This is a genomic window from Paenibacillus sp. 11B, assembly GCF_030487755.1.
GTDB classification, from domain to species: Bacteria; Bacillota; Bacilli; order Paenibacillales; family Paenibacillaceae; genus Paenibacillus; species Paenibacillus vandeheii.
Genome location: NZ_JAUKNS010000002.1, coordinates 1,434,339 through 1,447,392 on the forward strand (window position 1 = coordinate 1,434,339; position 13,054 = coordinate 1,447,392).

The following is a 13,054-nucleotide window of genomic DNA, read 5'->3' on the forward strand; positions in this document are numbered from 1 at the left end:
TTTTTTCAATTTGCGACTCTGAATTTGAGGCTTTCCCTGTTCTATCAGACATCTTGTGCACTCAGAAAAAAAAGCATGGATATGATATAATGAAGGTTCTAAATTCACAAAACGGGACAATACATGGCCAGAGAAGAGCCACTTCAGGAAAGGAGCAGAAACGATGGCGGTAAAGTACGAAACGGAGTTATATTCACCTGTAAAGGTTTTTTTCGAACGACGCGGCTACGACGTGAAGGCTGAAGTCAAACATTGTGACCTGGTTGGAGTCAGATCGGATCAGAATGAGCCACTCATTGTGGAGATGAAAAAAACATTCAATCTGTCCCTTTTGCTGCAGGGAATGCAGCGCCTGAAGCTCAGCCCCTTCGTGTATCTGGCTGTTGAGCGGAACCGCAGCAAGCGTGGCGCCGTGAACCAGCGCTGGGGAGAATTGTCTGCACTGTGCAGACAACTTGGACTGGGGCTTCTAACTGTCACGTTTTACAAAACCAAATCCCCACTGATTGATGTGCTGTGCGAACCTGCTGCCCAAGTTCATGATCTGGTTGGCAGCACCGGTGTCCGTAAGGGTGGTATCCGACGGCAACGACTGCTGAAGGAATTCGACGAGCGCAGTGGTGACTACAACACGGGAGGAAGCACACGCAGACAGCTGGTCACCGCATACAGGGAAAAGGCATTACGTGTGGCTTCTGCTCTTCGTGCCCAGGGAGAAGCCTCCCCGGCCTCTCTCGCCAAACAGACAAGCGTGGGTTCCGCTGCGGCCATACTGCAAAAAAATTATTATGGCTGGTTCGAGCGGCTATCCCGTGGACGATATGTGCTGACGATTAAGGGTGTTCAAGCCCTGACCGAGCATGCTCACATGCTTGAGGATAATGATATGATTGAGCGGAGTATAAATGAACTAGAAACGGATTTTTCTCTGGTTCAACATAACGATAGTGAGCTGGAGCATATTGCGGAAGTAGTGGAGCCCTACCTGATCCACCATAATAGGAATGTCTGAGGAAATGTAGCTTCCTTCAAATGAAGATGCAAAAAAAAGCCTGTCATCTCCGCGGAGATAACAGGCTTTCTCGTGTTTCTATATATAATTGCAATTAGAAGCTTGCTGCTACTTCAGAAGCCAATTTCAAACCTGCTGCCACGATGTCCTGGGAACGATCAGGTGAAGCATTGTGACCTTCAACGATAACCAGTTCAGGGTTTTGGATACCCCAGAAGTTCAGTACGTTGGTTACATATTTTACGGACATTTCAGCGGATGCCATAGGCTCTACGGAGTAAACTCCGCCACGCGCGTTCAGCAATGCCACTTTTTTGTCGCCTACCAGACCTACAGGGCCTTCAGCAGTGTATTTGAACATTTTACCAGCTTGGCTCAGGTAGGAAATGTAGTTCACCAGTGGTGCTGGAACAGTGAAGTTCCACAGCGGGAACGCAAATACCACTTTGTCTGCTGCCAAAAATTGATCTTGCAATTGTGCAGCCAGTGCAGCCGCTTTTTGCTCTTCTGGTGTTGCTTCGATACCGTTAGCTGCTTTGTAGCCACCAGTAATTACAGTGTTGCCGTAGTATGGAAGATCTGTATTGTAGAGATCCAGTTCGGTAACTGTGTCACCTGGGTGGGATTCTTTGTATGCGCTCAGAAATGCATCGTACAATTGTACGCTGACTGCTTGATCTGCAGGACGGTCGTTTGCTTTGACAAATAAAATGTTGGACATGTTCGTTCCCCCGTTAGTTAAAATATATGAGTGCTTCTCCAGAACTTGCAATGAATGCAGCTTATATAAAGAAAACAACAACTCATTAATACATATTATATATAAAAATGTTAGTGGATGCAATAACGTAATTACTTTGGGGGTAACACATTTGCTTCCAAATTCACTGCCTGGAACTTCTGCTGGCTCAGGTCCCAGGCGCGAATTTGACCATACATTCTATCTTTTCCTATATCCGGTTTAGCTCCGGGCTGTAAACTCTGTGATGGACTCACTAATTAGATTCATGCCAAGCAGCAATTCATCCCGGCCGGGATGGCTGAAGTTCAGTCGGATGTACCGATGATCCTGCTCACCAGTGGAGCACAGAGAGCCTGGAAGAAAGGATACCCCTTTTAACAGAGCAGCTTTGAGCAGAGCTCCGCTGTCCAATCCATCCGGCAACTTAACCCACAGATACATCCCCCCTTCAGGAATGCTGTACTGGCTCCCCTTCCAGCCCGGACGCTTCAATAATTCGAGCATAAGTTTGAGTCTGGTCTTGTATTCCCGGTTCAGCATGGACAGATGATCGCTCCATTTAAAAGGAGAATGAGCAAGCAGTTGATACAATAACCGCTGATTCATTGGGCTGGACTGTCCATCTGCTATTCGCTTCACAGAAGCCATAGCCTGGATCAGAGCCGGATGTCCGGCAGCCCAACCTGTACGCAGGGCGGGTGCTACGGTTTTGCTAAACGAACCAATATAGAGAACATGTCCACCCTGATCCGCTGTATCCAGCGCAAAGAGGGAAGGATACTTCCGGTAGAAGTCTCCCGGCTCCAATCCATCGAAGTGAAGTTCGCCATAGGAATCATCCTCCACAAGCAGTACGCCATAGCGTGAGCACAGATCAAGCACAGCCTCACGCCGTTCCATGCTCCACAGCACGCCGGTTGGATTGGAAAAACTGGGTGCAGCAAAAAGCAGCTTCGGTCTCACCTGCTGCATGTGATGCTCCAAAAGGTCAGGCAAAATGCCATCCCCATCACCTGTGACGGGTACAATTTTGGCACCCTGCATCTCCAGAACCTCGAGACACCCCGGAGAGGTAGGATGCTCAACCAGTACGGAATCTCCAGGTTCAAGTAATAAACGCATCACAAGATCGATGGCCTGCTGAGTACCTGTGGTCAATAGAATCTGCTCTGGTACTGTCCGGATGCCCTTACGTGCATTCCAATCGTTGTCCAGCCATTCTCTCAACGGTCTGTACCCTGCCGGCTCACCATACTGCAACGCGGAGGGTCCGGAACTAAATACAGACACCGCTGCTTCTTCCAGCAGTTTGAATGGAAACAGCTCCTCTGCAGGCAGTTCTTCTGCCAAAGAAATGAAATACTCCCGGCCAGACATCTCACGAATGTCCCTTAGCGGTGATGTCAAAAGCCTGTTTGTACGGGAGGCGAAGAAATATTCCATCGGTCCGTTCCCCTTTCATCCCTAAATCCGAACTGTGCTCGCAGTCCGTAGCCCCTACAACCTATTCCTGTTGGACACTGAATATGACCAAACCGGGCACTTGACGAGTCATCGTACATAGAGATTCATGGAACCATGCTCATCAGGATACGGTTTTGGTCTGCCTCGCATATAAAGCGTAACGTTCAATCGCCTGTGCCCTGCTACTTACATCCAGCTTCACGTATATTTTACGCAGGTAATTATCAATCGAACGTCTGCTAACATTAATCTCACTGGCTATTTTATCATAGGTTACGCCCTGAACAATTCTTTCCATAATAAAAGTTTCGGTTTCTGTTAATTCAACAATAAGTTCTTCGGCCGGAGTCTCGACGGGCTGGGCCCACTCCGCACTGGCCAACCAGGATAATGGAATGGATACACATCCCTCACGCAGCCCGGAAATCAGATGAATCAGCTGGCTAGGGGAAGCCTGTTTGGATAGCATACCACTAGCACCAAGACTGATCAGATGACGAAATAATTTTACATTATCCTCGTCCGTTAGAATGATGATGTGACTATGTGCCGACAGATTTTTCATCTGGGCAATATACTGATCCGCCTGGCCCTCAGGAAGCCGATAATCCATCAAAATCAGATCGGGCTTGTGAATGTTCACCAGGTCAAGACCTTCGGACCCGGTCGAAGTCATCCCCCGTACCAACAAATCCTGTTGTTCTTCCAAAATCAATTTCGTACCCAGCATGCTGGTGGGGTGGATATCTACGATGACCACCTGCCATACTTTTTTCATTGTTGTTCCCCCTGTTATGTATTGGACAAATTCCTTTTCTACCATCAGCCATGATGATGACTCTATCCTTGCGACAGTCCGTGTATAGAAGAAGTAAAAGTCGGATTATGTCGAAAAACAGAAAAACGCTTGATACAGCTGCAAGAACAGCTCTATTTCTACTGTATTTTGCTGTCGACACATCAGGACTTTTGTCTTCCCGAGCGAAGAAAGATCAAAATATAGTATAAATTTCCTGCATTTCTATCTAAAAAAGTCGAAAAACATGCCCAAAGTTCCTACTTATTGCATCTATAAGAAATTGTATCCTAGGACTTCCTTCCGATGCAATCTCTTTTTATCCTATTACTCAAAGAATTTCATTTTTGCGTAATCAATAGGGGCGTGATAGAATGAGGACTGGAAAAATTTTTGTACCTATAAATAACCAGGAGTGATGATATGAAACCTTCTGTCCAACCCTCTGACATCCATCACACCCGGAGCGCCAAAGGTAAGGCCGGATCTTCAGTCAAGCTGTTTCTGGTCATGTGGATTGTTCTCATTGCACTTGGAGTACTCGGAACCTACTATTATAGTAACCACCTCCAGCAACAGATGATTCATCAGCTTCAGACCCATAATCAACAGCAGATTGCAGCACTCAAAGCCGACTACGAAAAGCAGCTAACAACGATATCCAAGGAAGTAGCGGACCTGCAGGGCCAGGTGCAGTCCTTTAATGAATTGCTGACTTTCACCAAGGATAATGCAAACGATAAGACCGACAACAGCAACAAATTGTATACGCAGCTGAGCGAAGTCAAAAAACAACTGGAAACACTCCAGAAAAAGATGGACCTGCTCAAATGATTACACCCGTAAAAACGGTTAATCGTTTATTTATGCTTGCACTTGCTCCTTTTGTTGGATTGATATTATGCATGCTGCTGTTTCGACCTCCGCTTGAACCCGGAGACTTCATCGGTTCCGGTCTGACTGAAGAGACCGTTACACCCCGGACCCAGGCGATTAGCCAGGAGCTTGCAGGGGCAAAAGAAGCTGCTGTTCAGACTTCTTCTTCTATTAAAAGAACAACGCATTTGTACAATCAGACGACGAGTACGATGTCTGCGATAGTACAGAAGGCAACAGTTCAAGCCGCTCGCCCGGAAACGATCTATAATCAGCGAATCTCCTCCAAGCTGGGCGTCCCGTTTGAACGGATTGACAGTGATCGGCTTACGATTGAACTGTATAGGGTCAACCCAGGTCCCTATAAGGGCTATGCGATGAAAATTAAGCTCAAAGATCCCACGGCCATGAAGATGGCTCTGGACAGCGAGCCTGGGCGTTCTGAGACAACAATGCAGGCGGTTAAGCGCCATGGTGCCATTGCCGGCATTAATGCAGGCGGATTCGCCGACAGCGGCGGCAAACGCTACCCGCTGAGCACAACCGTTATGGACGGCAAGTATGTGAATGGTTTTCAAGCCAGCTTTAAGGATCTGTTTTTTGTAGGTCTCAATGATACAGGTAAGCTGGTTGGCGGTAAATTTTTCGACAAAAGTTCCCTGGATCGCCTACAACCGCAATTCGGAGCCACATTTGTACCCGTGCTCTTGCAGAATGGACAAAAGATTGCCATTCCGGCCAAATGGAAAGTATCACCCAAGCGGGCTCCACGCACCGTAATCGGAAACTACAAGGACGATCAATTGTTGATTATTGTGGTTGATGGTTACAACGAAGGAGGCAGCTCAGGAGCTACTCTGGAAGAGCTGCAAGGACGGATGTACAAGCTTGGCATCGTGGATGCCTATAATCTGGATGGCGGCGGATCGTCCTCTCTCATCGTGAATAACCGGGTTGTGAATAATCCTTCGGATGGGAGCCTCAGACCGGTACCTACTCACTTTTTATTTTACAAATGATGGTGTGAAGCATTCCTTTTCTTCCTATAATGGTTATAATAGAAGTAAATGAATTGTGCAGGAGGTGCCAAGTGTATGTCATTTTCGCTGACATTTTGGATTATTGCTATCGTATTGACGCTCTTCATTACAGGCATTCTCACTTCATCCTACAACAATGACAAGACCAAGGGCCTTTAAGGGCCAAGCCTCTCCTCGTGAGAGGTTTTTTAATTGGAATCAACCCCAAGTTAAATAAAAACAATAATTTAAAAAAACAATCCAAACAAGAGACAAGGCTTAAAAGAATATGCAATTCTTCTAAGCCTTGTCTCTTGCTGCACAGTCGACGTTTAACACTTCATCCATGGAATGAAGAAGGGGCAGCGTCGTCAATAGCTAACCGCCTTTTCACTCCGGGTGTGTCCATCCTGATCGGACTGAACCTGACTGTTTACCGATCCACCCTCCACCAGTGTCACGTAGATGCGCTCATGATCGACAGGCTCTCCGGCAATAATCTTAATTAATTGTTCAGCGGCCAGTGCGCCCCATTTTCGTTTGGAATAATCAATCGTGACCAGTCTTGGCTGCACATATTTGCTAAGTTCAATATTATCAAATCCGATAATATCAATATCCTGACCAATGTTTAACTCACTGTCAGCGAGCCGATCACACATCCCAATGGCCATCTCGTCATTGAGACAAAACACTCCAACCGGTTGAGTGTACTCCTGAATGATACGTTCAGCTGCACGTTCTCCGCCACTCTTCTCGAAATCTCCGGTGATCTCAATCCATTCCACATTCGCTTCCCGCTCCGATACCTGACTCACAGCCTTCAACCGCTGAGCCGAGTCAAATGAACCTTCCGGACCTGTCACGACATAGATCTTCGTATGCCCCTGTTCAATCAAATGCTCCATCGCAAGGGTCGCTCCTGCCTTGTTATCCAGCAAAACCTGATTAATGTTCGGGTGATCCAGCTCCCGGTCAAGAACGACAATCTTGTGCCCTCTGTCTGCATATTGCAACAGTTCCTTGCTCGCAAATGTATGATCCAGAATGACAGCACCGTCAATCATCCGCTCTGGAAGCATTCGATGAGATTGTTTGCCGCTGCACACAATCAGGTCGTAACCTTGCGCGTTACATACAGACTTCATACCACTGAGCAAGTCTCCATATACATCCCCGCTAAAATCCGTCAGAAATACGCCCAAAATTTTGGATTCTCTCTTCTTCAATGTTCTCGCAGCAGCATTGGGAACATAGTTCAGCTCTTTGGCGATAGCCAAAATTTTGGAACGGGTCTCATCTGTCACTTTGTTGCTGCCATTTAGAGCATATGACACGGTAGAGATCGAAACTCCCGCCTGTTTGGCGATATCCTTGATACTGACCACATTCTTCGCTCCCCTGTTATGTTCATCAGGCCCTCCGAAATCGGAGGACCTGACATATTAAATATTTTATAATCGTTAAAATGGACTATTGTTTACAAGATTAACTGTAAATCTCAATCACATTATTCTCGCTCAGGCTCTGTTCAAGAGCCATGCGTGGAACACGCAGGCCGCCGAGACGATAAGGTTGCTGCAGCCTTGTCGCATCCAGTTCCTTGCCGTTCAGCACAATACGTTGGACAGCCTCTCCGCTGAGATGATAGACGAAGGTTACTTTTTTACCGGCAAATTGGAATTCAAAATGCAAGCCATCCAAGCTAACAGGCAGCACAGGATCAAGAATCAGATCTTCTTCCTCCTGACGAATGCCCAGGGCGTTCGAAATGAGCTGATTCATGTAGATTCCCGGTCCACTAGAGTAGATTCTCCAGCCACCCTTCACCTGTACTTCGCCGGTGCGAAGCTTGTCGAACTGCTCCTGCGCTGCATAACGGTTGTTGAATTTACCGTCAGAGCTGCTGAAGTAGGCATTACTTTGACGCAGATCTGCGTTAGGAACAGCCTCCTGAATACCCACTGGATTGATAATGCCAAGGCCATTCCAGACCTCATCCGGGTTGCCCAGCTTCGCCATGGCTTCAATATAGCGGATGTGAGCATGAACGTATTGCAAGCCCACTTCACGTCCGAAGTTGGATGCCTGCTCTGCACGTTTGAAATGAGTGCTGACGCCGCCATCATACTGAGCTGGACGATTCATCAATCTGACGCCATCCGGGCAGTACAGCTTGTCCTTGATCAGTTCATAATGGGATTGGGCTTGCTCAGGTTCCAGCAACTCCGCAATCATGCTGCGTGTCATAGGCAGCAACCGATACTGAATGCCTGTCTCGCTGTCATCCGGATGAAGCATACGCTTCGCTTGTGCCGGATCTTCCATGTATACAAAGCCCGGAATCACATCGGTATCCAGCATGTACTTGCTAAAGTCCCTTTTCACACCCGCTGCCATGTCACTTAATTCGGAAGAAAGCTCCGGTTTCACAGGCGCAAGTGCTCTGGAAAGCTGCTTCAACGTTTGATAAGTGAGCGCAACCGTCCAACTGCTGACCATATATTGCTTCAATTGAGCATTGGCAGGCTGTAATGTATCATCCCAGTCACCATCTCCGTATGAGGAAAGGAATGTATCATGCAGGAAATGGCTGCGGATATACTCCAGTTCTTTCTGGGCATGTTCAAGCACGCTGGCTGGCTGATCCGTAAAGTCAAAACCATGTTTTACGGTATAAGGTAATTCTTCATTCAGAATGGAATAATCCTTGGTGGCAATCAGATAATCACTTAGCACTTTAAGAGGCCAGACAATAATGTCACCATGGCTTTCTTCCTGCTGAACCTTGAAATACCGATCGAACATGAACCATTGCGGCCAGTTGCCATCATCTTCATACTGATGCGAGTACACCATCTTCAGAATATCGCGGACCTGCTCGTACTTTTGTGTAGCCATAAAGTATTCGACCGGCCCCTGGCAGACATCCCGTGTTCCCCAAGCTGCGCCGCCATATTGCTCTAATCCATGTGGAACAGAGTAATGTACCAGCATATTGTGGGTGTACCACCATGCAAGAGCATTGACTTTGAACAACTCGTCTGCGCCTTGCTTTTGAGGCTGGGATAAATGGAACCCGTTCATCACTTCTGCATAGAAGGTCCGATAGGCGGCCACTTCCTCTTCAAATTTGCGTGTCGATGATGCAGTCTGTCCACCTTCCAACAGACCTTGAATGGTCAATGTCCATTCAGCACTGCTGTCCAGCTGTAAAGTTGTCAGTGATGCATCGCCTGCGTTTACTCCACTGGCCAGTTCAGTCTCATCACCAACCTTCATTTGTGCTCCGTTTACCCGCATGCGGTACTCCAGATTCGGATATACTTCTGCACTGAGGGAACTGCGATCTGCCTTGAAGCTCAGTTCACCATTCTGCTTGGTAACATGAACAGGCAGTTCATATTCATTCACATTCATCGTAATCTGATTGGTAATCAGGTAGCGATAAGCTACTCCTTTTTCCGACTTGACATGAAGATGTACTTCAGGCGTATCTAATGTTGTATAATTCGTGATGATCAGCGTATCCTCAGCTGTTTTGTAATACCAGCGAACATAGTTGAAGCCCATTTCGAACAAGGAAGGCATCGTGAGCAGATGGAATTTCCCCTCAACCTCGACGTATATCCGTTGACCTGATGATTTCGGGATATTGAGTGCACTACGTGCATTGCTCATCATTTTATTAAAGTTGGTATTACCCACAACCACGTGAGAATTGAAAATACCATACATATAGGAAGACGTAGTAATTACGTTCTGACCAAGCTTCACATTGTTACCACTCATCAGAATATGACCATGCGGACGCTCCACAAGCATTTCCTTTGCCTTGAGCACAATATGCTCATACGTATCTGTAAAGAAAGCCAGTAACTCACCATCCGCACGCTCTTCCTGATGTCTCTTCGCAGCCGGGAAGCGGGAATTCACTTCTTCTTCGGTTATTGATAAGACCTGCAAGGGCTCCCCTATTACCGGATGGAGAGATACTTTTGGAAATACGTTGGATACAGTCTGTCCTGTCTTTACATTCTCTTGACGCTTCGCTTCATACTCGTCCCAGGCCTGTTGGACTACATCCTGGTATTCAAGCTCCTTCACAGCTTCAGTGTGATTGGCCTGGAAGAGTCCATAGAATACAAAGCGAGCTTCGCCACCCAATACGACTTTTTCGGACTGCAGGGCTGTATATGCAAATTCATACTGGTACACTTCATTCGCAAGTGTCGGTTTACCCAAGCTTTCAGGGACATTCGTTTCCTTGTAACTCAGGCCAAAGAACTGAAATCCATCTGTGGAATAACCTACTGCACGGGTTAATGAGCCCTGTTGAAGATAAGGAAAAGCACCGCCCTGTGGCTGATTCTGCCGTGAGGCTACGATATATCCAAGCTTCGCATCCTCAAACACGGCATGGTCAATGTATTGCGACAAGTAAGCTTCATTGCTGCGTACGGCACCTGGATCCGCATTGCCGACATCCTGGCCATAGACCACGTCGACCTCTTCCCCATTACCGTTTACAGTTACATCCCAGAACCATACACCTTGTGCTGTTGGAGCAAAAATAACCTGATAACCTACGCCCTCAGCGGTTCCTGTCCATACCATACGACTGCCGTCGGTGCTCACCTGACTATCGGAGTAAAGGCCAAGCATCGGAACAAAACGGATACCGGATTCACTGTGAAAACGCAAGTACAGATTGTTCATGGAGCCATCCACCGGACTACTCATCCACTGATTAATCATCGTTGTTCCACTTACGGCCTTGAACAAATCACCGCTTTCCCAGAACGTAAAGCACAGCTCGCCGGATTGTACGTTAATTTGAGATTTATTCATGGTTTTCATATATCTATTTATATCCTCCTTCATTCATCGATAAGAGCTATATCCAATTACACCAGCTTGAACGTACTCTCCAATGTATCGCGGCTATTTGGCCCTACGAAAATGTGGAAGGTTCCTTTATCACTGCGATGACTCAAATCGGAATGATGATAACGAAGCTGTTCTTCGTTTAATGTAAATGTAGCTGTACCACTTTCACCCGGTGCGAGTGACAGCTTAACATACCCTTTCAGTTCACGCATTGGACGTACAACTTCACCGGTCACATCACGTACGTACAACTGAACCGTCTCCACGCCAGCACACTCGCCAGCATTGGTTACGCGTACCTGGATCGTCAGAGACTGATCAGCAGTCATTTCATGACTTGAAACTTCCAGGTCACCATATTCAAACGAGGTGTATGACAAGCCGTATCCAAACGGAAGCAGCGGATCATTCGAACTATCAATATATTTGGAAACATAACGCTCTTCAGTCTTTTGCGGATTGAGTGGACGTCCTGTATTAAAATGATTGTAATATACCGGTATCTGACCTACAGATTGCGGGAAGGACATCGTCAGACGCGCAGATGGATTCACCACACCTGTCAATACATCTGCAATGGCCGCTCCACCCTCACTTCCCGGGAACCACGCTTCAAGCACCGCATCGGATTCTTCGAATACACCATGCAGGTCCAGCGGACGACCGTTGAAAATAACGCTGGCGATCGGTTTACCCGCTGCTTTGAGCTGCTTAACCAATTCCAGTTGAGCTGCTGGCAAACGAATATCTGTACGCGATCCACCTTCACCACTCATTTCGGAATCTTCGCCAAGTGCAAGCACGATCAGATCGGCTTTGCTTGCAGCTTCAAGCGCTTCAGCAATCTGTTCAGCGGTAATGGTGTGAACGTTGCTGCCTTGAGCCATATGAACTTTTCCGGCAGTAAGACGTTCCTTTAGAGCAGTTCCGAGCTTAACGGCATTCGCTTTGACGCCTTCACAGGACCACCATCCGAGAATGTCTTCACTTTGAGCAAAAGGTCCAATTAACGCTACATTGGCTTCCGGCTTCAGCGGAAGAACGTGATTATCGTTTTTCAACAACACAGCCGATTTGGTTGCGAGCTCGTAAGATACCTGACGATGTTCTTTGGAGAACACAATCTCGCGCTCACGCTCCGGATCAGCTGCACGAAGTGGATTATCGAACAAGCCCAGCTTTTCTTTCAGCTGCAGAATACGAAGTACCGCTTCATCAATGAGCGTTTCTTCCACTTCTCCGTTCTTGATCAACTCAGGCAAATGATGAACATAACAAGGTGTCATCATCTCGATGTCCACGCCTGCACGAATGGCGCGATATGCGGCTTCACGGTCATCTTCAGCTGCACCATGAGCAATCATCTCGCGAATGGAAGCCCAATCCGAGATCAATACACCATCAAAGCCCCACTCGTCACGCAAAATGTCTCGCATCAGTTTCTCATTTCCACTCGCTGGAATGCCCTCTACCGTATTGAACGAAGCCATAACCATCTCTACGCCTGCATCCAGTGCCGCCTTGTAAGCCGGTAAATAGTACTCGCGCAAATTACGCTCAGACATATCGACCGTATTGTAATCACGACCACCTTCTGCTGCCCCGTAGGCTGCAAAGTGTTTTACACAAGCTGCCAAGCGATCCGGCTCATCCTTCAAACTGTCGCCTTGATATCCACGTACAAATGCCGCAGAGAACAGACTGTTCAAATAAGGATCTTCGCCTGTTGACTCCATTACACGACCCCAGCGCGGATCACGAACGAGATCGACCATCGGCGCAAAAGTGACATGTAGGCCAGATACGGCGGATTCGCGTGCTGCAATCTCAGCACTTTTCTCAGCCAGTTCGGTGTCCCATGAACACCCAATCGCTAGCGGGATAGGGAAAATGGTTTTAAAACCATGCACAACGTCCGCCATGAACAAAAGCGGAATGCCGAGACGGCTTTTTTTCAGGTAAGCTTGCTGTACATCAATGATGGCCTGTGCACCGGATAATCCCAGAATGGAGCCACTGGCATCCACGGACTGCTCCGTGATTCCCATCTCTTCCATTGGACCTGTGATCTGACCTTCGACATTGGTTCCTTCATAAAAGTTAGCGGTCAGCTGAAGCAGCTGGGCCGTTTTCTCTTCCAGGGTCATCTGTTTTACAAGGTCTAGCAACTGCTCGTTATTCATAGACATTATCCTCCACTGCATGTTGTTGAAAGAAAGAACCCGGCTGCGTTCGGGGAGAGACCGCGCACCGGG

Annotated in this window: 9 protein-coding genes; 3 read left to right on the forward strand and 6 right to left on the reverse strand. The window is 47.4% G+C overall.

The window, feature by feature from the left end:
* The first annotated feature begins 163 nt into the window (after positions 1–163).
* The gene (locus Q0V21_RS14855; RefSeq protein WP_301879513.1) at positions 164–1,012 is read left to right on the forward strand and encodes a DUF2161 domain-containing phosphodiesterase; all 849 of its coding nucleotides are present in this window, start codon (positions 164–166) and stop codon (positions 1,010–1,012) included.
* A gap of 94 nt (positions 1,013–1,106) precedes the next feature.
* On the opposite strand, the gene Q0V21_RS14860 is transcribed toward Q0V21_RS14855, so the two are convergent.
* From Q0V21_RS14860 to Q0V21_RS14870, 3 genes are all read right to left on the reverse strand, one after another.
* On the reverse strand, positions 1,107–1,733 hold the full coding sequence (locus tag Q0V21_RS14860) for an FMN-dependent NADH-azoreductase (RefSeq protein ID WP_024629059.1): 627 nt from the start codon (positions 1,731–1,733) through the stop codon (positions 1,107–1,109).
* 240 nt (positions 1,734–1,973) lie between these two features.
* On the reverse strand, positions 1,974–3,197 hold the full coding sequence (locus tag Q0V21_RS14865; protein ID WP_301879514.1) for an aminotransferase-like domain-containing protein: 1,224 nt from the start codon (positions 3,195–3,197) through the stop codon (positions 1,974–1,976).
* A 142-nt stretch (positions 3,198–3,339) separates the two neighbouring features.
* Entirely contained in the window at positions 3,340–3,996 is a 657-nt protein-coding gene (locus tag Q0V21_RS14870; RefSeq protein ID WP_301879515.1) for a response regulator transcription factor, read from the reverse strand.
* Positions 3,997–4,437: 441 nt separating this feature from the next.
* On the opposite strand from Q0V21_RS14870, the gene Q0V21_RS14875 reads away from it, so the two are divergent.
* Both Q0V21_RS14875 and Q0V21_RS14880 read left to right on the forward strand, forming a co-directional pair.
* Entirely contained in the window at positions 4,438–4,848 is a 411-nt protein-coding gene (locus Q0V21_RS14875; RefSeq protein WP_301879516.1) for a hypothetical protein, read from the forward strand.
* Positions 4,845–5,909: a phosphodiester glycosidase family protein gene (locus Q0V21_RS14880; protein ID WP_301879517.1), complete on the forward strand. Its 1,065-nt coding sequence runs from the start codon at positions 4,845–4,847 to the stop codon at positions 5,907–5,909. Before Q0V21_RS14875 ends, Q0V21_RS14880 begins: the two co-directional genes overlap by 4 nt.
* A 371-nt stretch (positions 5,910–6,280) precedes the next feature.
* Here the strand turns inward: Q0V21_RS14880 and Q0V21_RS14885 are convergent, their stop codons facing one another.
* The 3 genes from Q0V21_RS14885 to bglX form a co-directional block, all read right to left on the reverse strand.
* Positions 6,281–7,297 (reverse strand): LacI family DNA-binding transcriptional regulator, encoded by a 1,017-nt coding sequence (locus Q0V21_RS14885; protein ID WP_079346037.1) that lies wholly within the window; start codon positions 7,295–7,297, stop codon positions 6,281–6,283.
* A 100-nt stretch (positions 7,298–7,397) separates the two neighbouring features.
* Positions 7,398–10,769, reverse strand: coding sequence for a GH36-type glycosyl hydrolase domain-containing protein (locus tag Q0V21_RS14890; protein WP_301879518.1), 3,372 nt, complete (start codon positions 10,767–10,769; stop codon positions 7,398–7,400).
* A gap of 47 nt (positions 10,770–10,816) precedes the next feature.
* The gene (gene bglX, locus Q0V21_RS14895; protein ID WP_301879519.1) at positions 10,817–12,982 is read right to left on the reverse strand and encodes a beta-glucosidase BglX; all 2,166 of its coding nucleotides are present in this window, start codon (positions 12,980–12,982) and stop codon (positions 10,817–10,819) included.
* Positions 12,983–13,054: the final 72 nt, after the last annotated feature.

Coding starts and splice junctions, on each gene's coding strand:
- Q0V21_RS14855 (WP_301879513.1), top strand. CDS start 164: ATGGCGGTAAAGTACGAAACGGAGTTATATTCACCTGTAAAGGTTTTT.
- Q0V21_RS14860 (WP_024629059.1), bottom strand. CDS start 1,733: ATGTCCAACATTTTATTTGTCAAAGCAAACGACCGTCCTGCAGATCAA.
- Q0V21_RS14865 (WP_301879514.1), bottom strand. CDS start 3,197: ATGGAATATTTCTTCGCCTCCCGTACAAACAGGCTTTTGACATCACCG.
- Q0V21_RS14870 (WP_301879515.1), bottom strand. CDS start 3,996: ATGAAAAAAGTATGGCAGGTGGTCATCGTAGATATCCACCCCACCAGC.
- Q0V21_RS14875 (WP_301879516.1), top strand. CDS start 4,438: ATGAAACCTTCTGTCCAACCCTCTGACATCCATCACACCCGGAGCGCC.
- Q0V21_RS14880 (WP_301879517.1), top strand. CDS start 4,845: ATGATTACACCCGTAAAAACGGTTAATCGTTTATTTATGCTTGCACTT.
- Q0V21_RS14890 (WP_301879518.1), bottom strand. CDS start 10,769: ATGAAAACCATGAATAAATCTCAAATTAACGTACAATCCGGCGAGCTG.
- bglX (WP_301879519.1), bottom strand. CDS start 12,982: ATGAATAACGAGCAGTTGCTAGACCTTGTAAAACAGATGACCCTGGAA.